The organism is Streptomyces griseus subsp. griseus, from assembly GCF_000720255.1.
GTDB lineage: Bacteria > Actinomycetota > Actinomycetes > Streptomycetales > Streptomycetaceae > Streptomyces > Streptomyces griseus_I.
This window is the reverse complement of the sequence record NZ_JOJE01000066.1, coordinates 1-22,039: the sequence shown is the minus strand read 5'-3', so window position 1 is coordinate 22,039 and position 22,039 is coordinate 1. Positions and strand designations below refer to the sequence as shown.

22 protein-coding genes and 1 tRNA gene are annotated in these 22,039 nt (G+C 72.3%); 11 read left to right on the top strand and 12 right to left on the bottom strand.

Going from position 1 to position 22,039, the window contains the following annotated elements; genetic code table 11:
- Positions 1-526: 526 nt before the first annotated feature.
- A complete protein-coding gene (locus IG99_RS41445; protein ID WP_037683838.1) occupies positions 527-1,249 on the bottom strand; it encodes an ABC transporter ATP-binding protein in 723 nt (240 codons plus the stop codon).
- 45 nt (positions 1,250-1,294) lie between these two features.
- Positions 1,295-1,666, bottom strand: coding sequence for a DUF4333 domain-containing protein (locus IG99_RS41440; protein WP_037683835.1), 372 nt, complete (start codon positions 1,664-1,666; stop codon positions 1,295-1,297).
- Between the two features lie 160 nt (positions 1,667-1,826).
- Here IG99_RS41440 and IG99_RS41435 point away from each other — a divergent pair, with 160 nt between their 5' ends.
- Both IG99_RS41435 and IG99_RS41430 read left to right on the top strand, forming a co-directional pair.
- Positions 1,827-2,990, top strand: a complete 1,164-nt coding sequence (locus tag IG99_RS41435) for a sensor histidine kinase (protein WP_051866569.1) — start codon at positions 1,827-1,829, stop codon at positions 2,988-2,990.
- A gap of 40 nt (positions 2,991-3,030) precedes the next feature.
- A complete protein-coding gene (locus tag IG99_RS41430; protein WP_037683831.1) occupies positions 3,031-4,272 on the top strand; it encodes an amidohydrolase in 1,242 nt (413 codons plus the stop codon).
- 6 nt (positions 4,273-4,278) lie between these two features.
- Here the strand turns inward: IG99_RS41430 and IG99_RS41425 are convergent, their stop codons facing one another.
- From IG99_RS41425 to IG99_RS41410, 4 genes are all read right to left on the bottom strand, one after another.
- On the bottom strand, positions 4,279-5,082 hold the full coding sequence (locus IG99_RS41425; RefSeq protein WP_037683830.1) for an SAM-dependent methyltransferase: 804 nt from the start codon (positions 5,080-5,082) through the stop codon (positions 4,279-4,281).
- A gap of 254 nt (positions 5,083-5,336) precedes the next feature.
- On the bottom strand, positions 5,337-5,678 hold the full coding sequence (locus IG99_RS41420; protein ID WP_037683828.1) for a DUF3140 domain-containing protein: 342 nt from the start codon (positions 5,676-5,678) through the stop codon (positions 5,337-5,339).
- A 43-nt stretch (positions 5,679-5,721) separates the two neighbouring features.
- Complete coding sequence (locus tag IG99_RS41415; protein WP_037683826.1) at positions 5,722-6,204, bottom strand: Dps family protein; 483 nt, start codon at positions 6,202-6,204, stop codon at positions 5,722-5,724.
- Positions 6,201-6,455, bottom strand: coding sequence for a WhiB family transcriptional regulator (locus IG99_RS41410; RefSeq protein ID WP_037683845.1), 255 nt, complete (start codon positions 6,453-6,455; stop codon positions 6,201-6,203). The genes IG99_RS41415 and IG99_RS41410 overlap by 4 nt, the downstream gene beginning before the upstream one ends.
- A 230-nt stretch (positions 6,456-6,685) precedes the next feature.
- On the opposite strand from IG99_RS41410, the gene IG99_RS41405 reads away from it, so the two are divergent.
- Entirely contained in the window at positions 6,686-7,873 is a 1,188-nt protein-coding gene (locus IG99_RS41405) for a thiolase family protein (protein WP_037683824.1), read from the top strand.
- A 125-nt stretch (positions 7,874-7,998) separates the two neighbouring features.
- Entirely contained in the window at positions 7,999-8,766 is a 768-nt protein-coding gene (locus tag IG99_RS41400) for a sulfite exporter TauE/SafE family protein (RefSeq protein WP_037683822.1), read from the top strand.
- Here IG99_RS41400 and IG99_RS41395 read toward each other — a convergent pair.
- Positions 8,755-9,558 carry an HAD-IIA family hydrolase gene (locus IG99_RS41395; protein WP_037683820.1) on the bottom strand — a complete coding sequence of 268 codons (804 nt, stop codon included), beginning with the start codon at positions 9,556-9,558 and terminating at the stop codon, positions 8,755-8,757. The two genes, IG99_RS41400 and IG99_RS41395, sit on opposite strands and share 12 nt — an antisense overlap.
- A 101-nt stretch (positions 9,559-9,659) precedes the next feature.
- Here IG99_RS41395 and IG99_RS41390 point away from each other — a divergent pair, with 101 nt between their 5' ends.
- A complete protein-coding gene (locus tag IG99_RS41390) occupies positions 9,660-10,436 on the top strand; it encodes a cobalt-precorrin-6A reductase (RefSeq protein WP_037683819.1) in 777 nt (258 codons plus the stop codon).
- Between the two features lie 28 nt (positions 10,437-10,464).
- Here IG99_RS41390 and cobF read toward each other — a convergent pair whose 3' ends face one another.
- Together cobF and IG99_RS41380 are read right to left on the bottom strand one after the other, a co-directional pair.
- Positions 10,465-11,238: a precorrin-6A synthase (deacetylating) gene (cobF, locus tag IG99_RS41385; RefSeq protein WP_037683817.1), complete on the bottom strand. Its 774-nt coding sequence runs from the start codon at positions 11,236-11,238 to the stop codon at positions 10,465-10,467.
- 70 nt (positions 11,239-11,308) lie between these two features.
- Complete coding sequence (locus tag IG99_RS41380) at positions 11,309-11,845, bottom strand: DUF309 domain-containing protein (RefSeq protein WP_037683815.1); 537 nt, start codon at positions 11,843-11,845, stop codon at positions 11,309-11,311.
- A gap of 102 nt (positions 11,846-11,947) precedes the next feature.
- Here IG99_RS41380 and IG99_RS41375 point away from each other — a divergent pair.
- Positions 11,948-12,021 (top strand) — tRNA-Pro (locus IG99_RS41375).
- Positions 12,022-12,223: 202 nt separating this feature from the next.
- Here the strand turns inward: IG99_RS41375 and IG99_RS51075 are convergent.
- A complete protein-coding gene (locus IG99_RS51075; protein ID WP_234312139.1) occupies positions 12,224-13,057 on the bottom strand; it encodes a hypothetical protein in 834 nt (277 codons plus the stop codon).
- Between the two features lie 411 nt (positions 13,058-13,468).
- Between IG99_RS51075 and IG99_RS41365 the strand changes: the two genes are divergently transcribed.
- Entirely contained in the window at positions 13,469-14,515 is a 1,047-nt protein-coding gene (locus tag IG99_RS41365; RefSeq protein ID WP_234312138.1) for a hypothetical protein, read from the top strand.
- A 104-nt stretch (positions 14,516-14,619) separates the two neighbouring features.
- On the opposite strand, the gene IG99_RS41360 is transcribed toward IG99_RS41365, so the two are convergent.
- Complete coding sequence (locus tag IG99_RS41360) at positions 14,620-16,389, bottom strand: sigma-54-dependent Fis family transcriptional regulator (RefSeq protein ID WP_234312137.1); 1,770 nt, start codon at positions 16,387-16,389, stop codon at positions 14,620-14,622.
- Between the two features lie 145 nt (positions 16,390-16,534).
- On the opposite strand from IG99_RS41360, the gene IG99_RS41355 reads away from it, so the two are divergent.
- Genes IG99_RS41355 through IG99_RS41340 form a run of 4 tightly spaced genes read left to right on the top strand, consistent with a single transcriptional unit; the run spans position 16,535 to position 21,211 of the window.
- On the top strand, positions 16,535-18,301 hold the full coding sequence (locus IG99_RS41355; protein ID WP_037683810.1) for an FAD-dependent oxidoreductase: 1,767 nt from the start codon (positions 16,535-16,537) through the stop codon (positions 18,299-18,301).
- Between the two features lie 16 nt (positions 18,302-18,317).
- Positions 18,318-19,187 (top strand): dioxygenase family protein, encoded by an 870-nt coding sequence (locus IG99_RS41350; RefSeq protein WP_037683840.1) that lies wholly within the window; start codon positions 18,318-18,320, stop codon positions 19,185-19,187.
- Entirely contained in the window at positions 19,187-20,254 is a 1,068-nt protein-coding gene (locus IG99_RS41345) for a maleylacetate reductase (RefSeq protein ID WP_037683808.1), read from the top strand. The genes IG99_RS41350 and IG99_RS41345 overlap by 1 nt, the downstream gene beginning before the upstream one ends.
- A 45-nt stretch (positions 20,255-20,299) precedes the next feature.
- Positions 20,300-21,211, top strand: a complete 912-nt coding sequence (locus IG99_RS41340; RefSeq protein ID WP_037683805.1) for a YceI family protein — start codon at positions 20,300-20,302, stop codon at positions 21,209-21,211.
- Positions 21,212-21,571: 360 nt separating this feature from the next.
- Here IG99_RS41340 and IG99_RS51070 read toward each other — a convergent pair whose 3' ends face one another.
- The gene (locus tag IG99_RS51070; RefSeq protein ID WP_234312136.1) at positions 21,572-21,736 is read right to left on the bottom strand and encodes a hypothetical protein; all 165 of its coding nucleotides are present in this window, start codon (positions 21,734-21,736) and stop codon (positions 21,572-21,574) included.
- Between the last annotated feature and the right edge of the window lie 303 nt (positions 21,737-22,039).

Genomic DNA, 22,039 nt, shown 5'->3' with positions numbered 1-22,039 from the left:
GTGAGGGAGGGCAGGGCGGGTGGGACGGGGTTGCCCAGTGGGCGTGGAGGGGGTGGGCGTCGGCGGGTCCCGTGAGGGCGGGCGGCCGTGACGTGCGTGCCGAGTGCGGGAGGCCGTGTGGGGGGCGAAGGCGGCGGAGGCCGGGTGATCACGGCCGGGTTGCCGGACGGACGCGGCGGGGGCCGGGTGATCGCGGCCGGGTTGACGCGGCGGGGGCCGGGTGATCATGGCCGGGTTGCCGGGTTGCCGGGTTGCCGGGTTGCCGGGTTGCCGGGTTGCCGGGTTGCCGGGTTGCCGGGTTGCCGGGCGGACGCGGCGGGCGGGGGCCGGGGGATCGCGGCCGGATGCCGGGTGGACCGCGGCCGTGTGCCGGGCGGCGGGCGGCCCGGCGAACGGGCCGTGTGCCGGGTGATCGCAGCCCGGGGCCGGGTGGTCCGCGGCCGTGTGCCGGGCCCGGGCGGCGGGCGGCGGCCGAACAGGCCGCGTGCCCGGCGGACGAGGCCGCGTGCCGGTGGGCGCGTGTCGGTCAGGCGACCGTGTATGGCGTGTGGCCGTTGATGCGGCCGTCGCGGACCTGGAGGACGCGGTCGCAGTGGGCGGCCACGTCGGGATCGTGGGTGACCATGACCAGGGCGGCGCCCTGTTCACGGGTGACGGAGGTCAACAGGCGGACGACCTCCTCGCTGGTGGCCTGGTCCAACGCGCCGGTGGGTTCGTCGGCGAAGACCACGTCCGGCTCCACGGCCAGGGCCCGCGCGATCGCCACCCGCTGCGCCTGACCGCCGGAGAGCTGACCGGGGCGGCGTGACTCCAGACCGTCCAGACCCAGCGGCGCGAACCAGCGGCGGGCCCGCTCGACGGCCTTCCGCCGCGGGGTGCCCTCCAGCATCAACGGCAGGGCGACGTTCTCCTCGGCGGGCAACTCCGGCAGCAGCTGACCGAACTGGAACACGAACCCGAACCGCGCCCGGCGCAACGCGCTGAGCCGGTTCTCGCCCAGGTCGTCGATACGCCCCCAGCCTTCGGCCGGGGCGCCCCCCCTCTCGCTCCGCTCGCCGCGCAACAGCACCCGCCCGCCGTCGGGTCGGACGATCCCGGCGAGGGTGTGCAGCAGGGTGGACTTGCCGGACCCGGACGGGCCCATGATCGCCAGCGAGTCGCGCTCGCCGACCTCGACGTCCACCCCGGCCAGCGCGGTGGTGGAGCCGTACTTCTTCACGAGGCCGTGACCGGCCAGAACGGTGCTCATGGTCTGCGGTGACTCCTACTCGGCGCTGTCGTTCAGCGCGCTGTGTCAGCGGTCGAATTTCCAGGTGATGGACGAGGCCGTCGCCTTCACCGTGGTCACGCCGATGCGGATGGCCGTGCCGTCGCTCTTCTGGCCGGTGCAGGTGATGGTTGCCCCGGCCACCGCCTTCAGCCCGGTCGGGCACGTCACGTCGTGGACCTTCGGGCCCACCCACGGCAGCGGGTGGTACTTGCTCTCGGTGCGGCCCGCGACGATGTTGGGGGCCAGCGCCCGGTGGCCGCCGACGCTCACCGTGCTGAGCTTGTTCAGCTCGGTGGTCGATTCGGTGCCGGCGATCAGATGGGTGGCCAGCGCGCCGAGAGCGACCATCGCGGTGGCGCCCCCGACCGCTCCCACGACGAATCTGCTGGGCTGCATCACGTACTCCTGAGGTCCGAAGGGAGGAAGCGGCTCCACTCTCCGCTGCGCGGGCCCGCGCGCGCCTCGGCCATACGGCCAGGGTCCGCAGCCCGACGACCCGGCGCCCTCGATCGTTCGGCCGATCTCGCCGGGCGCGGCCTCGCATACGGTGACCGGCATGAAATCCGTATCCGGCCGGGGCTGCGCCCGCGGACTCGCCGTGGGCGCCCTCGTCGGCGCCTCGCTGTACGACGTGGTCATCGCGGGGGCCGAGACGCGGGCCCTGTGGCCGTCGGTCCTACTCATGCTGGTCGGCCTCGCCGCCGTGCTGTGGCCGCCCGCCCGACGGCCGCGGTGGCTGATCCCGCAGGTGCGTACGGCCGTGCCCGCCCTCCTCTCCGTGGCGATCACGGTGGCGGCGCTCGTCTCCGGCCGGCAGGCGCTGTTCGGCCCGGGCGAGGTCCTGATCCTGCTGTGCCTGCTGTTCATCGCGGTGCGGCACTGCCCGCCGCCGTGGTCCGCGGTGTGCGCCGTGCTGGACGGCGTGGCCTTCCTCGCCACCCCGGTGCGCTACTTCCACTCGGTCACGGACAGCGAAGCGCAGTCCGCGATGTTCCTGGGCCTCGCCCTGATCGTCCTCGTCGCCGGGCTCGCCGGCTATCTGCGCTCCATGGACTACCGCCGTGAGGTCGCGGTCGGTGAGACGCGCCGGGCGGAACGACTCGCCATCGCGGCCGACCTGCACGACTTCGTCGCGCACCATGTCACCGGCATCCTCGTGCAGACCCAGGTGGCACGGATGATGGCGACCTCGCAGCCGCAGGAGCTGGATCCGGTCCTGGCCGGCATCGAACGGGCCGCCACGGAGGCCCTGGCCTCGATGCGCCGCACGGTCGGTGTGCTGCGGGACACCGGGTCGGAGGCGGCCGAGCGTCGTCCGGTCGGTGACCTGGCGGGCATCGCCGACTTGACCGAGTGTTTCGCGACCCCCGGCCAGCGCGTCGTGCTGCGCCGCGCCCCCGACGTCCGCGACGACCTCCCCCACGAGGTGCAGGCGGCGGCCTTCCGGGTCGTCCAGGAGGCGTTGACCAACGTACGCCGGCACGCGGCCGACGCCGCCGAGGTCGCCGTCGGGCTCCGCCGCGACGGGGACCGGCTCGAGGTGGCGGTCATGGACGACGGCCGCGGCGGCACCCAGCTCCCCGACGCCGCCCATGGCGGCGGCTTCGGCCTCGTCGGCCTGAAGGAACGCGTCACCGCGCTCGGCGGCGAACTGCACGCGGGGCCGCGGGGCGGACACGGCTGGGAGGTGCGGGCGGCGTTCCCCACGGGGAAGAACTGAGGAAAGCGGAACCCGGCATGGTGACGAAAGGGAGCGCAGCATGAGCGAACCGGCCGTTGTCGCACGTCTCGCCCGGGAACTGACCGCCGGACTGAAGGCCGGTGACCTGGAGGACTTCTACAGGGACCTGCACCGCCACCCCGAGCTCGCCTTCCGGGAGCACCGCACTTCGGCCCGGCTGGCCGGACGGCTGCGCGGGGCGGGGTTCGAGGTGACGGAGGGTGTCGGCCGTACCGGGGTCGTCGGGGTGCTCGCGAACGGGGACGGGCCGGTGGTGTGGCTGCGCGGGGACATGGACGCGCTGCCGGTGCGGGAGGCCACCGGACTCGACCACGCCTCCACCGTCGACGGGGTCATGCACGCCTGCGGCCATGACCTGCACGTCACCTGGCTGGTGGGCGCCGCCGAGACGCTCGCCGCCGCCCGGGAGACCTGGTCGGGCACCCTGGTCGTGGTGGGGCAGCCGGCGGAGGAGGACGGCGGGGGAGCGGGGACGATGGTCGCCGACGGGATCCATGAGCGCTTCCCCCGCCCCGATGTGCTGTTCGGGCAGCACGTCACCCCAGGACTCGCCGGTTTCTGCCCGCACACCCCCGGCCTGATGATGTCCGCGTCCGACGACATCGACGTCGTCGTGCACGGCGTGGGCGGCCACGGCTCACGCCCGGAGGCGACGGTGGACCCTGTCGTGACGGCCGCCTACGTCGTCACCCGGCTGCAGTCCGTGATCGCCCGCGAGGTCGCGGCCAAGGAGTCGGCGGTGCTGACCGTCGGACAGTTCCACTCCGGGACGCGGCACAACATCATCCCCGCCGAGGCCCGCCTCGCGCTGAACCTGCGCACCCAGTCGCCCCAGGTGCGCGAACGCCTGCTCGCCGCGGTCCGACGCGTCGTCGAGGCGGAGTGCGGGGCCGCGGGCTGCCCGGTGCCGCCCGAGGTCACGGTCATGCCGGGCTGTCCGAGCACCGTCAACGACACCGCCCTCGACCAGGAGATCGCCGCGGTGCACCGCGAACTCCTCGGCGCGCACGCGGTGCCCGACTTCGGACCCGTGATGGGCAGCGAGGACTTCTCCCGGCTCGCGCCGCCAGGAGTGCCGTACGACTACTGGTTCGTGACGGCGACACCGGCTGACGTGTGGGAGGCGGCACCGGGCGAGGACCTGGCCGAGAAGCTCGACCACGTGCCCGCCAACCACAGCCCACTGTTCGCCCCCGACCTGTCGGTGCTCGTCCCGGGCGTACGGACGCTGGTGTCGGCGGCGCTGAGCCAGCTCACCTGAGCACGCTCAGGCCTTGATGCCGACCGCCCCGTACAGCGACACGGGCCCCGGCCCGAGGTCCGACTCGCCCTCCGCGAGCTCGGGGCGCCAGTCCGCCACCGGGACGATCCCGGGTTCGAGGAGGTCGAGTCCCTCGAAGAAGCGGCTTATCTCGGCGTGCGAGCGGGCCACGAGGGTCACGCCGGAGGCGGCGTACGCGGCGATGCCCCGTCGTACGTTCTCCGGCTCGAAGTCGGCGGTCATCGCGGACAGCACCAGACAGCTGCCCGGCGCCAGCGCGTCGACCAGTGTCCCCACCATGTCGTGGGCGCCGTCGTCGTCGGCGATGAAGTGCAGCAGGGCGATGAGCGACAGCGCGACCGGGCGGTCGAAGTCGAGGACGTGGGCCGCCTGTCGGAGGATCTCGCGGGGATCGCGGGCGTCGGCCTGGACGTACTCGGTGGCGCCCTCCGGCGTACCGTGCAGCAGCGCTGCCGCGTGGGCCAGGACGATCGGGTCGTTGTCGACGTAGACGACACGGGAGTCCGGCGCCACGGACTGGGCGAGCTGGTGGAGATTGGGCTCGGTCGGGATGCCCGAGCCGATGTCCAGGAACTGGCGGATTCCGGTCTCCCGGGCGAGCAGGCGCGTGGTGCGGTGCATGAACCAGCGGTTGGCGCGGGCGGCCCGGGGTGCTCCCGCCTCCATCTGCCGCCCGAGTCGCTCGTCGACCGGGTAGTTGTCCTTGCCACCGAGGAACCAGTCGTACACCCGGGCCGGATGCGGCCGACTCGTGTCGATCCGTCGCCCGGCCGACTCGGTCCCGGTCACGCGCTGCTCCTCTGCTCGGTGGCGGACACGCCCGTACGAGATCGTACGGGCGTGCGATGCGTCCGAGCAGTCTGTCACGATCATGCGGCCCGGCGGAGGCTGTCTTCGGCCACCTCCCGGTCCGGCAGAACACACCGACGCGGCCTTGAGCGCGGCGAGTTCGGGATCACCCCTGGGCTACACCGGGCATCGCCGGAGTCCCGGGCGTCCGCCCGGGACTCCGGTGAGTTCTCGTATCCCGTGCTCCCGGTCGCTCACGGCCTGAGCGGATCGTGCCCGATGGTCATCAGCCGGTGCCGACGCCGGGTCTCCTCCGGATCCTCGGGCGCGGGCTCGTTCTCGACGTCCGTCTGCGCGGTGACGGTGTCGACGACCCGGTACATCACCCGGATGTCGTCGTCGGTGAGATCAGTGCGCCGCTTCTGCAGGATCGCCAGGACGTGCTGTCCGGTCGGCGAGCCCGCCTCCTCCGGCAGCGGCTCCGCGTTCTCGTCGGCGTCGCGGACCCGCAGCCAGGCGGCCAGCTCCTGGGAGGTCATGTTCACCGCGCGGTGGAAGTCCTCCCACAGCGCGTCGAGTTCGAGGGCGTCGGTCATGGGTGCCCTTCCTGTGCGTGGATCTTCGGCCGGCCCGGGGCGGTCAGCTGTCGGGCGAGGCGTTCTCGGCCTCGAACATCCACCGCTGCTTCTCCAGATCGGCCGTGATGCCGATGAGCAGGTCCTGGGTGACCGGATCGGCCTTCTCGGTCGCCTCGATCCGCTCGCGCAGCCGGCCGATCGCGTCGCCCAGCGTCTCCGAGATCAGCTGGACGACGTCCGAGTCGCGCAGCCAGCCGTCCTTCGGGCTCGGCAGGGTGAACGCCGAGGCGATCGTCTCGGGGCGGCCGTCCGGCGGCAGGCCGAGCGCCGAGGACCGTTCGGCGACCGTGTCGGCGTACGTACGGGCCGTCGACACCACTTCGTCGAGTTGGAGGTGGATCGAACGGAACCGCGGACCCACGATGTTCCAGTGCGCCTGCTTGCCGATCAAGGAGAGCCCGAGGAGGTCCACGAGAGTGCTCTGCAGGGCGTCCCCGGTGACCTTGCGGGCGTCTTCGGGAAGCGGGCTCTTCACGACGGTCATACCGTGCTCCTCCTTGTCGTTCGGTTTCTGGTGCGGAGCAGTTCCGCGCGTTCCTCCTCGCACGTCCCGCCCCAGACGCCCGCGGCCTGTCCGCTGCTGAGCGCGAAGGCGAGACACTCCGTGATCACCGGACAGCGGGCGCACACGCGCTTCGCGGCCGCGATGTCCCTCAGGGCCGGTCCTGTCGAGCCCACGGGGAAGAACAGCTCGGGGTCCTCTCCCACGCAGGCGGCGCTGCGCAACCACTCCATGGAGGCGCGGGTGCCCCGGGCGATTCGGTGCAAACACGGCGGGTTCCAGCCGGTCCGCATCTTTGTCCGGAAGCCGATGACCTCCGCGAACACGTGTTCCCCGTCCCGCGGGTCCCAGGCCTGTCGGGCCTTCCCAGAGTGCGGACGGCGGTCTATAGTCCAAAACTAGCATCGCTAATTAAGTCCGGTCGGCCCCTGCCGGGACGGCTTCGGTGATCAGGAGTCCTGTCGTGCGCCCCGTCCACTTCGCGGCCGCCCGCCGCACCCCCATCGGCAAGCTCCGCGGCGCCCTCTCCGGCGTGCGGCCCGACGACCTCGCCGCCGCCGTGATCCGCGGACTGGTCGCCGACGTGCCCGCGCTCGACCCGGCCCGCGTCGACGACGTCTACTGGGGCGCCGCCAACCAGGCCGGCGAGGACAACCGCAACGTGGCCCGCATGGCCGCGCTGCTCGCCGGCCTCCCCGACTCCGTGCCCGGCGCCACGGTCAACCGCCTGTGCGCCTCCGGTCTGGAGGCCGTGACCACCGCTGCCCGCATGATCGGCGCCGGTGAGGCGGACGTCGTGATCGCGGGCGGCTCCGAGTCGATGAGCCGCGCCCCCTTCGTACTGGCCCGCCCCGACGAGGCACTCCCGCACCGCGTCGAGACCGTCGACACCCGCCTGGGCTGGCGGCTGGTCAACCCGGCGATGAAGGAACTCCACGGACTGTTGTCCATGGGGGAGACGGCGGAGGAGGTCGCCGAACGATACGGCATCCCCCGCGAACGCCAGGACGAGTTCGCCCTGCGCAGTCACCAGCGCGCCACCCTCGCCCGCAAGAACGGTCACTTCGACGACGAGATCCTGCCCGTGGAGCGCCCGGACGGTGTGGTCGTCGACGTCGACGAATGCGTTCGCGAGGACACCTCGTACGAGAAGCTGGCCCGCCTCAAGCCGGTCTTCCGCCAGGGCGGCACGGTCACCGCGGGCAACGCCTCCCCCATGAACGACGGCGCCGCGGGTCTGCTCCTGGTCAGCGAGGAGGCCTTGAACGACCTGGGCCTGGAGTCCCTCGGCCGCTATGTCGCCGGCGCCTCGGCCGGCGTCCACCCCGACATCATGGGCATCGGCCCGGTCCCCGCCACCCGCAAGGCGCTGGCCCGCGCCCGCTGGAGCGTCGACGACCTCCAGGAGGCCGAGTTCAACGAGGCCTTCGCCGCACAGGCCCTCGCCTGCGTCGACCGACTCGGCATCGACCCCGACCTCGTCAACCCGAGCGGCGGCGCGATCGCCCTGGGTCATCCCCTGGGCTGCTCGGGAGCGCGCATCCTGACCACGCTGCTGCACCGGATGCGGCGGACGGGAGCGGGGCGGGGTCTGGCGACGATGTGCGTGGGGGTGGGGCAGGGGAGCGCGGTGCTGGTGGAGAGGCACTGAGACACTCTCGGCGTGAGGCACTCTTCAGCGCCGGGTGAGTACTCGGCGCCCACACCAACGCAGCGTGCCACCAGGCGAGACGGTGCTTACGGCATCGGTTAGGTGCCCTTAGCATCGGAGTCCGCATGGACACGATCACGCACCTCACCGCCTGGGAGTTCACCGCCCTCGCCCTCGCCGCCCTGCTCGTCGGCTTCTCGAAGACCGCGGTGAGCGGAGCCAACACCGTCAGCCTGGCGATCTTCGCGGCGGTCCTGCCCGCCCGCGCCTCCACCGGCGTCCTGCTGCCGATCCTGATCGCCGGTGACGTTTTGGCCGTCCTCACCTACCGCAGGCACGCCCACTGGCCCACGCTGTGGCGCCTGTTCCCCGCGGTCGCGGCCGGTGTGGTCGTCGGGGCGGTCTTCCTGCTGAGGGCCGACGACGGGGTGGTACGGACGTCGATCGGGGCGATTCTGCTGCTGATGGCGGCGGTCACGGTGTGGCGGCGCCGCACGGCCGACGCCGAGGACGAGCCGGACTCGGTCACCACCCGGACCGGCCGGGCCAAGGCCCGCTCCTACGGCGTCCTCGGCGGTTTCACCACGATGGTCGCCAACGCGGGCGGCCCGGTGATGTCGATGTACCTGCTGTCGGCGGGCTTCCGGAAGCTGGGCTTCCTGGGCACCTCGGCGTTCTTCTTCCTGATCGTGAACATCTCCAAGGTGCCCTTCAGCGTCGGCCTCGGCCTGATCGACGGTCCCTCGCTCGTCCTGGACGCCGCCCTCGTCGCGTTCGTCGTCCCCGGCGCCCTGTTCGGCAAGTGGGCCGTGCACCGGATCAACCAGCGTGTCTTCGAGCAGTTGGTGATCGCGGCGACGGTGGTGGGCGCCGTACAGCTGCTACCTCACTAGCCCCAGCAGAGCGGGCAGATCCGCGAAAGAGTCGACCACGTGGTCGGGCGTGCCACTGGCGTCCCGATGGGTCTCCGGCAGGTACTTGCCCGTCTTCACCAGCACCCCGCTGATCCCGGCCCGCTGCGCCGCGAGGACGTCGGACTCGATGTCGTCGCCGACCATCAGCGCCTCGTCCGCGCCGGCGCCGAGATGCGCCAGCGCCGCCGCGAAGAACGCGGGCGACGGCTTCCCCGTCACCTCGGCCTCGATCCGCACGGCCGCCTCCAGACCGGCCAGGAACGCGCCCGAGTCGAGCTGGAGCCCGGCGTCGGTACGCCAGTACAGGTTCCGGTGCATGGCCACCAGCCGCGCACCCCGCTGGAGGTGGTGGAAGGCGCGGTTCAGTGCGGCGTAGCCGAACTCGGGACCGGCGCCGCCGAGGACGACGACGTCCACGTCACTGTCGCTCCCGTCGACCAGGGTGACCCCGGCCAGATCCTCCCCGATGTCATCGCCGCTGTCCCCGCCGCTGTTCAGCAGCACACAGCGTGCCCCGGGGGCCCTTTCGGCGAGGTGCGCGGCGGTGACGGCGGGAGCGGTGAGGATGTCGTCGGCGGTCACCGGGAAGCCCGCGTCCGCCAGCGTGCCGGCGATCGACGCGCGCGTCCGGGAGGTGGTGTTGGTGACCAGCACGACGGCGAGCCCCGCGTCCCGGATCTCACGCAGCGCGCCGACCGCACCCGGCAGCGGCTGCCAGGAGACCGTGAGCACGCCGTCGACGTCGATCAGTACGGCCCGCACCGCGTCCATGCGGGGACGATAACGCGGCCCCGGACGCACCGCAGAGTGCCGCGTGCTCGGGGACCCACCCGAACTCCTCGTCGGCGCCGGGGCCTCGTACCCTCGACCCCATGTCCCCCCATGTCCTCGTCCTCGGCGGCACCACCGAGGCCCGCCGGCTCGCAGCCGAGCTGGTGGCACGGTCCGGCGTACGGGTGACGACGTCGCTGGCCGGGCGGGTGTCCCGGCCCGGGGCGCTGGAAGGGGACGTACGCGTCGGCGGGTTCGGCGGGGCGGAGGGGCTGGCCGAGTGGCTTGACGAGCAGGGCGTGGACGCGCTCGTCGACGCCACCCACCCCTTCGCCGCGGGCATCACGGCGAACGCCGCACGGGCCGCGGCGGCGACGAGGCTGCCGCTGCTGGTGCTGCGCCGGCCCGGCTGGCAGCCCGGGCCCGGCGACCGCTGGCACCCGGTCGACTCCCTCGACGCCGCCGCTGACCTGCTTCCGGAGCTCGGCCGACGGGTCTTCCTGACCACGGGCCGCCTCGGTCTGGCCGCCTTCGCCGGTCTGACCGGCCTGCACTTCGTCGCCCGCTCCGTGGAACCACCCGAGCCACCGATGCCGCCGCGGCTGGACGTGGTGCTGGCGCGCGGTCCGTTCACCGTGGCCGACGAGTCGGCGCTGCTGCGCGAGCACCGGGTCGACGTGGTCGTGACGAAGGACAGCGGGGGAGAGGCGACGGCGGCGAAACTCACGGCCGCGCGCCAACTGGGGCTGCCGGTCGTCGTCGTACGCCGGCCACCGCTCCCGGCGGACGTCACCGTGGTCCCCGACGTCCCCACGGCACTGGCCCGGCTCGGGCTCGGCGGCCTCGGTCCGCAGGCCGGTGCGCGCCGGCGGTCATGAGCTCCGCCGCCGGGGACGCGAGGGCGCCTCAGGCGTCCTTGGGTTTGCGCCGCAGCAGATAGGTGTCCATGATCCAGCCCTTGCGCTCCCGCGCCTCGGCGCGCAACCGCTCGATGCGGGGGGCGGCCTCGGCGATCGGGCCGGAGGCGAGGATCTCGTCCGGGGTGCCTATGTAGGCGCCCCAGTAGATGTCGATGTCCTGGTCGGCGTACCGCCGGAAGGTCTGGTGCGCGTCCAGCATCACGACGACGTCGTCCACCCCCTCCGGGAACCCCTCGGCCAGCCGCCGGCCCGTGGTGATCTGCACCGGGCGGGCCACCCGGTTCAGGCCCGTGCGATGACGGGCGACGAGCGCCGAGACACTGCTGATCCCGGGCACGACGTCGTACGCGAAGGCCACCGCGCCGCGCTCCAGCACCTCCTCCAGGATCCCGAGCGTGCTGTCGTACAGCGCGGGGTCGCCCCACACCAGGAACGCGCCGGTCTCGTCCTCGTCCAGCTGCTCGGCGATCAGCCGCTCGTAGATGTCGGCGCGGGCGCTGCGCCAGTCTCCGACGGCGGGGGAGTAGGCGGCACCCCCCGCCTTTCGGTCCCGCTCCGGGTCGCGCGCCTGGACCAGGCGGTACGTCCCCTCCGGCAGGTGCGCGTCGAGCATGTCCCGGCGGAGCTGGGTGAGGTCGCTCTTCACCTCGCCCTTGTCCAGGACGAAGAACACGTCCGTTCCGCGCAGCGCCCGGACCGCCTGCAGGGTCAGCTGCTCGGGGTCGCCCGCCCCGATCCCGATGACATGAATCTTTCGCACGCCCCGAGTCTGCCGTACGCCACTGACACCGCGTGCACCGCGTGCACCGCGTCCACCGCGTCCACGTGCGCTACCGCTCCCGAAGCCGCGGCGCCCGCTCCCGGGCGTCCACCGCCCGCCCGTCGCGCTCAACGGCCTCCGCCAGCTCCCGCGCCCAGGCCACGAGCCCCGCGAGATCCATCCGGTACGGCTGCCGGCGCGCCCGGCCCGACGCCCACTCCTCCACGGCCCCGGCGCCGCGCCGCAGCAGCCGCGCCCCGCCCGTGAGGTTCCCGCGGGCCGCGTGCGTGAGCCCCACCGCCATCTGGGCCAGCCCCCGCCACAGCGCCCGTTCCTCCTCGGGCCCCGATTTCCAGGCGTCCTCGAACACCTCGTGCGCGTGGAACGGCTTCCCCGTGTCCAGCAGCGCCTGTGCCTCGGCGACGCTCTCCTCCGGGGTCCGTACGACCCCCTCGGGCTGCCGCTCCACCCCCTCCACCCCGTACGGCAGCGGCCGCCCGAGCCCGTCCCGCGGCCGTGCGTTGCGCGCCCGCCCCTCACTGTCCCGGTCCCGGGCGCCCGCCCCCCGAGCCGGGAAGGCGCCGCCGGTACGTCCTGTGTCACCCATGCATCGATTGTCCCGCCCCTCCCGTGCCCGCTTCGGCACGGTGCCCGGCGTGGGGTAAAGTGCTGTTCGCGCGATCACGCGGGACACCCCGTGTACGCGCGACGGGACGTGGCGCAGCTTGGTAGCGCACTTGACTGGGGGTCAAGGGGTCGCAGGTTCAAATCCTGTCGTCCCGACTTTACGAAGTCGCAGGTCAGGGGCCGTTTCAGAGGAGATCTGAAACGGCCCCTTGATCATTTGGGGGACCAGTTGGGGACCAGCCTGGAAACGAAGCACTCACTGGCGACCGCGCCGGTCGCCGAACCTGCTGAATGACGATCGCCCCCAGGAACCCTGGGGGCGATCGCCGTTCGCATGTGCCTGTGGATCAGTTGTCGATCAGTCGATGGGGTCGTCGCTCAGGCCCAGCACCTTCGGATCGTCGCTGGGGAAGTCCCTGGGCATACCCCCGACGCGGATGGTGCGCCCGTACACGCCGGCCAGGAACTCGACGGCACCGACCTGGAACTCCATCCAGTCGCCGTTGTCCCCGCGGACGACCACCGGCCATGCGTCGGGGTCCGCGGGGCTCGTCCTCCAGTAGAAGGAGTCCCCCGAATAGGACGACGCCCAGCTGATCAGGCCTCCCGGCTGCGGGTACGGGACGTAGTCCTCGGTGTCGCCCATCTCGAACAGATCCTGAAGGATCTCGTCCTCCCGGCACCCGGACGCCGCCCACAGCGTCTCGGCACCGGGCGTCGGAACGGACACCATGAGGAAGTCATCGATGACCAGCGCCGGGCACGCCTCCGCGGACTCGACGACGTGGTCGAAGCCGTCGTACACGCTGCGCCCGACGACCGTGCCGTTGCTGGTGACCGACTCCTGGCGGCCGAACGGATCGTAGTTGTACTGGAACGCCGTACCCGCGACGGCCGCGCTCTGCAGCCGGTTGCGGTCGTAGGTGAAGGTCGTGGACGTGTCCTCGACCGTCTGGCTGATGACGTTGGAGTTGTCGTCGTGGACGTACGTGTCGGTCGACGCGCCGTTGCCGGTCTTGACCGACTGCTTCAGCCGGTCGACCGGGTCGTACGTGTAGTCGGTGGTGGAGTCGAGGTACCCCGAGTGGTTGTCGGCGTTCATCTTCTTCGCGACGTCCTGCGCCTGGTTGCCGTTGGCGTCGTAGGCGTAGGTGTGCGAGGCCACCAGGGTGCCGCCGGCCTTCTTCTCCACGGTGGCTTGAGCGCACCGTCGAGGAAGTAGGTGTTGTCGACCGTGTTGTCGTTGTCCTTGGTCTCCCGCAGGACCTGGCCGCGGTCGGTGTACGTGTACGGCGTGACCTTGGGAGACGTCGTTACGCGGAGCACCCTGCGCGTCCCGCTACCCGAGTGCCGGCGTCTACTGCCGGACGTCTGGTGCTCGCGGCGGAGTACACCGCGGGCCGGACGGGAACGTGTCCCGGATTCTCTGCCGAGACGTCGGCGGCGCGAAGAGGAGGGCCGGAGCTCTCTCCTCTCTTACGCAGTACGAGTGAATGAGCGGATGGTTCCGTTCGGGGGCGGTGCTAGATCTTTTACGGTTCTGAATGAATCCGGGGCCGCGTGTGAGGCCCTGCGGGCGGGGACCGGTGGGAAGGCGTACCAGATGTCGGGGCTGGGGAAGTCGCCGGACGTGCTCGGGGTCCAGGAGGGCCGCTGTCATCGGGCCTGGGCACGGACCCGGGCAGTGGTGGGCGCGGCGTGTCTCGTGGGATCGGTGCTGGTGCTCGGCGGGTCGTGGGCCGCCGGCGGCGGGGCGGCGAGGATGGTGGCCTTCGGGCCGTCCACCGGTTGCTGGGGGTTGGCGGCCTCCCTGCTCCTCCGCGCGAGGGGAACGAGCGGACGGGTGCGGACACGGCTGCTGCTGTTGGGGGGCTCCGCGGTAACCGGAGGCGTATACCGGGGAGCGGTCACCGTGCTGTCGGCTCGGTCTTCGGCGTCGGGACGGGAAGCGCCGTCGTTGCTGGGTTCGGTGGTGGTCACCGGAGTGACGCTGACGTTCGGCCTGGGGATGGCCGGTCTGGTGGTCGCGGCCGACGCCGGTACAGGCCGACACGTGTTGCTGCGGCGCGTGGTCGACGGGGTCGTCGCAGCCGGGGTCGTGTTCATGACGGGATGGGTGCTGCTGCGGGGGGCCGGTGGCGGCTGGCGGCTGGGGACCGGGATGGTCGGTGTCCTGTGGGCCGCGGAAGTCGTGTTCCTCAGTTTCCTGTTCTCCCTGCGCCGTCTTGTGCGCAGCGACCAGAGAGCCACCTTGTGGGTCGGGATCGCCGGGCTGTCCCTCATGCTGATCGGCGATACCCTGCGACTGTGGACGGTCGGCCCGCACGGCCCCGAGGTGATGTCCTGTCGACTGGTCGACACTTGCGCCACCGCGGGACTGCTGGTGGCCGCTGTCGCCCCTTGGGTGCCCGGCGGGGCGAGCGCCCTGGGCACCGCTCAGCCCGCGCTGCGATGGGGGATGGAGGGTGCGGCGGCGTTCATTCCCCTGACGGTCTGCACGGCCACCGCGCTGGGATACGTGCTGGCTCCGCCTGCCGGGGACCCGGTACCGCTGTTGGTCGGCGGAACGGCATTGCTGAGCCTCTGGGCTCGCCACAGGTTCCTGCCGCGCGAGAACACCGGACACGACGAGTCGACTCCCCGTCGCTGAACACGAGGCGGATCAGGAGCCCGCCGTACGGATCGTCGTACTCGCCGAGAAACGCCGGAGTGGGCCTGGGTCCGTCGCCGCGCCCCCTGACCAGGCCAGTGCGTTCACGCTTCCCGGTAGCCCCGGAGTTTCCGGTAGAGGGTGGCGCGCGCTATGCCCAGGGCTGCCGCCGTGTGGGACTTGTTGCCGCCGTGGCGGCTGAGGGCTTCCAGGATGGCGGTGCGTTCGGCGTGTTCCATGGGGCTGAGCTGTCGGCTCGCCGGGCCCTCACGTACCGGGTCGGGGAGTTCGTCGCGGCGGACGGGGCCCGTCACGCGCCGGTGTTCGGACAAGGCGCGGACCAGGTGGGCCAGTTCCGTGACGTTGCCGGGCCAGGGGTGCTGTTCCAGCGCGCGCAGCGCGTCCAGGGTCCAGGTGAGCGGAGGGCGTCCCGGTACGGGTCCGGGGCTCAGGGCGGTGAGCAACTCCCTGATGTCCTCGGGGCGTTCGCGCAGCGCGGGCAGGGTGACCGAGCGCGCGGCCAGGGTGTCCAGGAGGCGTTGGAGGCAGGGGCCCACGGGTGTTCCGGGGGTGTAGGTCAGCAGGAGGGAAGGACCGGGGCGTGCGTCGAGCAGCGAGTTGAGGGTTGCCACGTCGGGCTGGGTGAGGCGTTCGGCATGGCGGATCAGGAGGGTGCGGCCGTCGGTCAACGCGTCGACTGCGGCGCTGAGTTCGTCGTTCGCCGCGTCCACGGTGAGCGGGTTCTCCGTGAGCAGTTCCCGTGCGAGCGAGGTCTTCCCGGTGCCGCGCTCTCCGACGAGCAGCAGGGGTTCGGGCGACCGGGCCAGGTCCGTCGCGCGGTCGACCGCATGGCGCCAGGGGACCGATCGGCCGGCCAGTTTCAGGACCGTCCGCTCGGCCGACGTCGATGTGGGTGGGGTCGGCGGTCCCAGTGGCTCCAGTACGGCGACCGCGCCGATGACCGAGCCGAGGTGGGAGACCGGCCGGACCGTCGCGGAACGGCCCGCGCCGTCCGGGAGTTGCACGGTGTACGAGGTCCAGGGCGCCCCGGCCCGCAGCAGCGCGGCCACGCCGCGCTCCAGCGTCTCCAGGGCCTGCGGTGACAGCAGCCGTCCCGCGGCCTCGCTGACCAGCCGGCTGCGTCCGTCGACGGCGACGACGGCGTGCCCGCGGTCGCGTACCGCCCGCAGGTAGGCGTCCAGCAGCACCCGTTCCGCCGCCTGCGACCGGGCGAGAAGTTCCGCCTCGACGGCGCATGCGGCGGCCTCGGCGAGCGAGGCCCCGGGATGCGGCCGCCGCTCGGGGGAGAGCACGCTGAGCACCGTCACCGTGCCCAGCGTCCGCCCGGTCTCGGGTGCCAGGACCGGCACGCTGACCGCCGAGACGTTCTGCCAGAGGTCGAGGAAGTGCTCGGGGCCGTGCACCTCGGCGCGGCGGCGGGTGTGCAACGCGCGGGCCGCGCTGTTGGGGCCGACCAGTTGTTCGGAGAGGTTGCGGCGGTAGGGGGCGTCCGGTGCGTGCCCGGTCGCCCACAGGACCCGTAGCCGCTCGTCGGTGAGGACGAGCGTGGTCCGCTCGGAGCCCAGTGCCGGAGCGATCCGTTCCAGCACGGGCCGCGCCGCGGTCAGCAGGGCGGAGTCGGCCGGTCGTGCGGAAGGCTCCGGTGCGGCCGGGGAGTCCGGTGCGGCCGGTGAGTCGGGCCTGTCCTCCCCACCCCGCGCGTCATGTCGTACGCCGAAGAACCGGGCGCGCTTCCATGCCGCGACGACGTCCTCCGGTGTGCCGTCGGGCAGCCGACGGCCCAGCAGGAACAGCTCGCGGGCCCTGCGCAGCGAGTCGAGGGCCGGAACCGGAGGTTGCTCTGTGGTGGTCACGACACGAATCACCGTACCCGGCGAGGTTGAACGCGCAACGACCAGCCCCGTGGCGCGCTGTCTCGTATTGAGACACCCACACTTCCGCAGCCCGCTCCATGATCTTGGACGGTCGGTGCCTTTTCTCATTCCCTGGAGCGTTCCCGTGCACACCGTCGAGCCCGATGTCGTGACCGACGTCCTCATCGTGGGCAGTGGTCCCGCGGGTGCCTCCGCCGCGCTCGCGCTGAGCACCTACGGCGTACCCAACATCGTGGTCACCCGCTACGCGAGCCTCGCCGACACCCCCCGGGCGCACATCACCAACCAGCGCACCATGGAGGTGCTGCGGGACCTCGGCGTCGAGGACGACGTCGTCGCCAAGGCCACCCCGCAGCATCTGATGGGCGACACGACCTTCTGCACCAGCCTCGCCGGCGAGGAGCTCGGCCGGATCCGCTCATGGGGCAACGACCCGCTGGTGCAGGCCGCGCACGAACTCGCCAGCCCCACCCGCATGTGCGACATGCCCCAGCACCTCATGGAGCCCGTGCTCATGGACGCGGCGGTCGCCCGGGGCACGAACCTGCGTTTCAGCACCGTCTACCGGTCCTTCGTCCAGGACGACCTGGGCGTCACCGTCACCGTCGAGGACCGGCTGCGCGGCGACACGTACACCATCCGCGCCCGCTACCTCATCGGCGCCGACGGCGGCCGTTCGCAGGTCGCCGAGGACGCCGGGCTGCCGATGGGCGGCAAGATGGGGGTGGCCGGCAGCGTCAACATCGTCTTCGACGCGGATCTGAGCGAGTACACCGCCCACCGGCCCTCCACCCTCTACTGGGTGCTGGCCCCCGGCGCCACGGTCGGCGGCATCGGCGCGGGCCTGGTGCGCTGTGTGCGGCCCTGGAACGAGTGGCTGATCGTCTGGGGGTACGACGTCACCGCCGGTGCCCCCGACCTGACCACCGAGTACGCCGAGGCGGTCGTCCGCAAGCTGGTCGGCGACGACGAGATCCCGGTGACCATCAAGTCGTCCTCGGCCTGGACCGTGAACGAGATGTACGCCGAGACGTACGCGAACGGCCGTGTGTTCTGCGCCGGGGACGCCACGCACCGGCACCCGCCGTCCAACGGCCTCGGCTCCAACACCTCCATCCAGGACTCCTACAACCTGGCCTGGAAGCTCAAGCTCGTCCTCGACGGCACCGCGTCCCCCAAGCTGCTGGACACCTACACCGCCGAACGCGCCCCCATCGGCAGGCAGATCGTCACCCGCGCCAACAAGTCCATCGGCGAGACCGCCCCGATCTTCGAAGCACTCGACGGGCTCTCCCCGCAGACCCCCGAGCAGCTGTGGGCCAACATCGACGCCCGCAAGCAGGACACCGAGGCGGCACAGAAGCAGCGGGCGCGTCTGCGCGAGGCGATCGCCTTCAAGGTGTACGAGTTCAACGCGCACGGCGTCGACCTCAACCAGCGCTACAGCGCCGAAAGCTCCGCCGCGGTCGTCGCCGACGGCACCCCCGACCCCGGTTTCGAACGCGACCCCGAGCTGTACCACCAGCCCACCTCCCGCCCCGGCGCCAAGCTCCCGCACGCCTGGATCACCTCGGACACCCGCAGGCTGTCCACCCTCGACACCGTCGGCCGGGGCCGCTTCACCCTGATCACCGGCATCGGCGGCTCGCACTGGCTGCGCGCGGCCGCGGTCCAGGACCTGGAGATCGCGACCGTCGTCATCGGACCCGGACAGGAGTACGAGGACCCGTACGGCGACTGGTCGCGGCTCAGCGAGGTCGCCGACGGGGGAGCCCTGCTGGTACGGCCGGACGGGTACGTCGCCTTCCGGCACGCGACGGCGGCCGCCTCCGGCGAGGACGCGGAACGGTTGCTGACCGGGGCGGTGCGGCGGATCCTCGGACATGCGTGACGGGAAGGACCCCGACATGACCACCGAATTCACCACCCGCATCACCGACGCGGTCGTCGACAGCCTCGACGGCACGGCCGACCCCAGGCTGCGTGAGCTGCTCGCCTCCCTCACCCGCCACCTGCACGCCTTCGTCCGCGAGACGGAGCCGACCATGGCGGAGTGGGAGAAGGCCGTCGACTTCCTGACGACGACCGGGCAGACCTGCACGGACACCCGTCAGGAGTTCGTCCTCCTGTCCGACGTGCTCGGCGTCTCCATGCTCGTCGAGACGATCAACAGCGACCGCGACGGCGGTGCGACGGAGTCGACGGTGCTCGGCCCCTTCCACATGACCGAGTCCCCGGCCCGCGTGCTCGGCGCGGACATCGACCTGGCCGGCGGCGGTGAGCCGTGCGTGGTGAGCGGGCGCGTGCTGTCCCGGGACGGCACCCCGCTGCCCGGCGCCGTCCTCGACGTCTGGCAGGCGAACGCCGAGGGCTTCTACGACGTGCAGCAGCCGGACGTGCAGCCACCGGGCAACGGACGGGGCCTGTTCACGGCCGACGCCGAGGGCCGCTTCTGGTTCCGTACCTGTGTGCCGAGCCCCTACCCGATCCCCACCGACGGCCCCGTCGGGGACCTGCTGCGGGCCACGGGCCGGGAGCCCTACCGCCCCGCGCACATCCACTTCATCGCCTCGGCCCCGGGGCATGTGCCGGTCACCACGCACATCTTCGTGGCGGGCAGCGACCACCTCGACTCCGACGCCGTGTTCGCGGTCAAGGAGAGCCTCGTCCAGGACTTCGCCGACACCGACGACCCGGCCCTGGCAAGGGAGTTCGGCATCCCGAACCCGTTCAGGCACGCGCGCTTCGACCTCGTACTCACCCCGGAGCGCACGTGATGGAGTTCGTCCACGAGTCCCCGCCCACGCGGGTCGTCCTGCGACCCGGCTCCTCGGTCACCGCGGTCCCCGACGAGGCCGAACGGCTGGGTCTGCGGCGGCTGTTGGTGATCTGCGGGGCACGCGGCGCGGACACCGCCCGGGCCGTCGCCGCGGCGCTCGGCGCGACCTCGGCCGGGCTGCACGCCGAGGCCCGGATGCACGTGCCGGTGGAGGTGGCCGACCGGGCCGTGCAGGTGGCGCGCGCCGCGGGCGCCGACGGCTGCGTGGCCGTCGGGGGCGGCTCGGCGATCGGCCTCGGCAAGGCGATCGCCCTGCGCACCGGGCTGCCGCTGATCGCGGTGCCGACGACGTACGCCGGTTCGGAGATGACGCCCGTCTGGGGCCTCACCGAGCACGGCGCCAAGCGCACCGGCCGCGACCCGTCGGTCCTGCCGCGCAGCGTCGTCTACGACCCCGAACTCACCCTGACGCTCCCGGTCGCCCTGTCCGTGACCAGCGGCATCAACGCCGTCGCCCACGCGGCCGAGGCACTGTACGCGCCGGACGCCTCGCCGCTGCTGGCGCTGACGGCCGAGGAGGGCGTACGGGCCATGGCGGGCGCCCTGCCGGATGTCGCGGCCGACCCCGCGGACCTGGACGCCCGCGGCCGCGCCCTCTACGGTGCCTGGCTCTGCGGGACCGCGCTCGGCGCCGGCACCATGGGCCTGCACCACAAGCTGTGCCATGTCCTCGGGGGCACCTTCGGCCTGCCGCACGCCGAGACCCACACGGTCGTCCTGCCGTACGCTCTCGCCTACAACGCGTCCGCCGCGCCCGCGGCCCTCACCGCGCTCGGCCGGGCCCTGAGCACCGACGACGCCCCGAACGCCCTGTGGGAGCTGTCCGGCCGCCTCGGGGCGCCCCGCTCGTTGGCCGAACTGGGCCTCGAGGAATCCGACCTGGACGTGGCTGCGGACGCGGCGACCGGGCAGGCGTACCCCAACCCGCGGGAGGTCACCGCGGAGGGCGTACGGGCGGTGCTGCGGGCGGCGTACGAGGGCGGACGGCCTCGGGCGACGTACTGAACGCGGCCGACGACGTACTGAACGAACCAAGGAAAGGTGAACCCCATGCCCCTCGGACTGCTCCGGCGGCGATTCCAGCGTGCCACCGGAGGCGCCGCGGGCCCCGCGTTCCCCGTCCCGGCCGGCGCGGGCGTGATCGTCCGCGAGGTCCTGGACCCCGTGAACCAGCCCATGGGCGCGGCCGACGTGACGGTGACGGAACTGCGCAGCCACCAGGTCGCCGCACGGGGCACCACGGACCCGTACGGCTACTTCACGGCCGTGCTGCCGCCGGGGAGCTACAGCCTGCTGATCGCGGCCGAGGGCCTCGAACCGCACCGCGAGACCGTCGAGGTCCTCGCGGACACCGGACCGGCCTCGGAGCGCGTGTGGCTCCAGTCCGCGCGGGCGCTCGAACTCCCGGCCCCGGGCACCTGGCTCTTCGACCCGCCGCACACGGCGATCCGCTTCATCGCCAAACATGTCGGCATGGCCCATGTGCACGGCCGCTTCGAACGCTTCGAGGGCGGTCTCCAGGTCGCCCAGGACATGACCCAGTCCCGCGTCCACGTCCGCATCGACGCCTCCAGCATCAACACGGGCAACAACACGCGCGACACCCACCTGCGGTCCGGCGACTTCCTCGACGTCGACCGCTACCCGTACATCGACTTCGTGAGCAGCCGGTTCGCCTACCGCGGCGGCAGCAAGTGGACGCTGCTGGGCAGCCTGACCATGCACGGTGTGAGCCGGTCGGTGTCGCTGCACACGACATACCTGGGCACCGTCAACGGCGGCTACGGCGAGGAGTTGCGCTGCGCGGCCCTCGCCACGGCGGAACTGCACCGCGAGGACTACACCCTCAACTGGCGGACCATGCTGGCGCGCGGCATCGCCGTGGTCGGCCCCACAGTCCAACTGGAGCTGGACGTCCAGGCGATGTACCGCACGCACGACACCCCGACACCGCCGGAGTAGGGCTCTGACCTGTAGGTTTACCAAGCCGGGGAGGGAGAAAGCAATCGGTGGGAGTCTCGGCCTCTTCCGGCCACTCGACCAGCAGCCAGCAGCCAGCAGCCAGCAGCCAGCAGCCAGCAGTCGGGCAGGATGCCGTCCCACCAGCCCCGTTCGGCCGAGGCGGCAGCCCGGATGGGACGTTCGACGGCGTTGTCGGCAGGGCGGACGCGCACGGCGGCAAAGCGGGAACGTAACTCGCCGCGCGAGCCCTGCCGCCCGGTGATGGAGGTGAACGCCTCCTGCCCGAGGCCGGTGGCAAGGGTAGCCACTGAGGGTGCGGGGTGGCGGTAGCGGGGCTGGGGCCAGCAGCCGACGGGGCCCTTACGGTCCGGGGCTGTCGGTTTGGGCGTCGAATGGGTGGGCGGTCACGTCCGCGCGGACAGCCTCGCGGGCAGCAACTGCTTTGGCAGTCGGGGCGTCGGTGGCGTCGATCGCCTTCGCGAGGTCGCGGGCGACAGCGGCCATTCCGGGCGAGGTCTCGTTCACGTGAAGATCGTCAAGCTCGGAGGCGATCTCGCAGCGCATCCGCATCCTGCTGCAAGCCCAGCGGGAAAGCCGCAACCGAACTGGAGTGCGAGCCATGCCCGACGAGGCCGACCCGCCGCCGTTCTGGTTGTCGCCGCGCCCGTTCCGCGAACCGGACTGGTCGCCGCCGGACGACGAACCCGCGTGACAACGCCCCCACCCTCCCGGCGGATTCTCGGGGTCCTCGCAACACCTGATGGTTTACGCGGCTGTCAGTAGATCACGCAGGCGCTCGGCTGGGGTTCTCCAGCCGAGCGTTTTGCG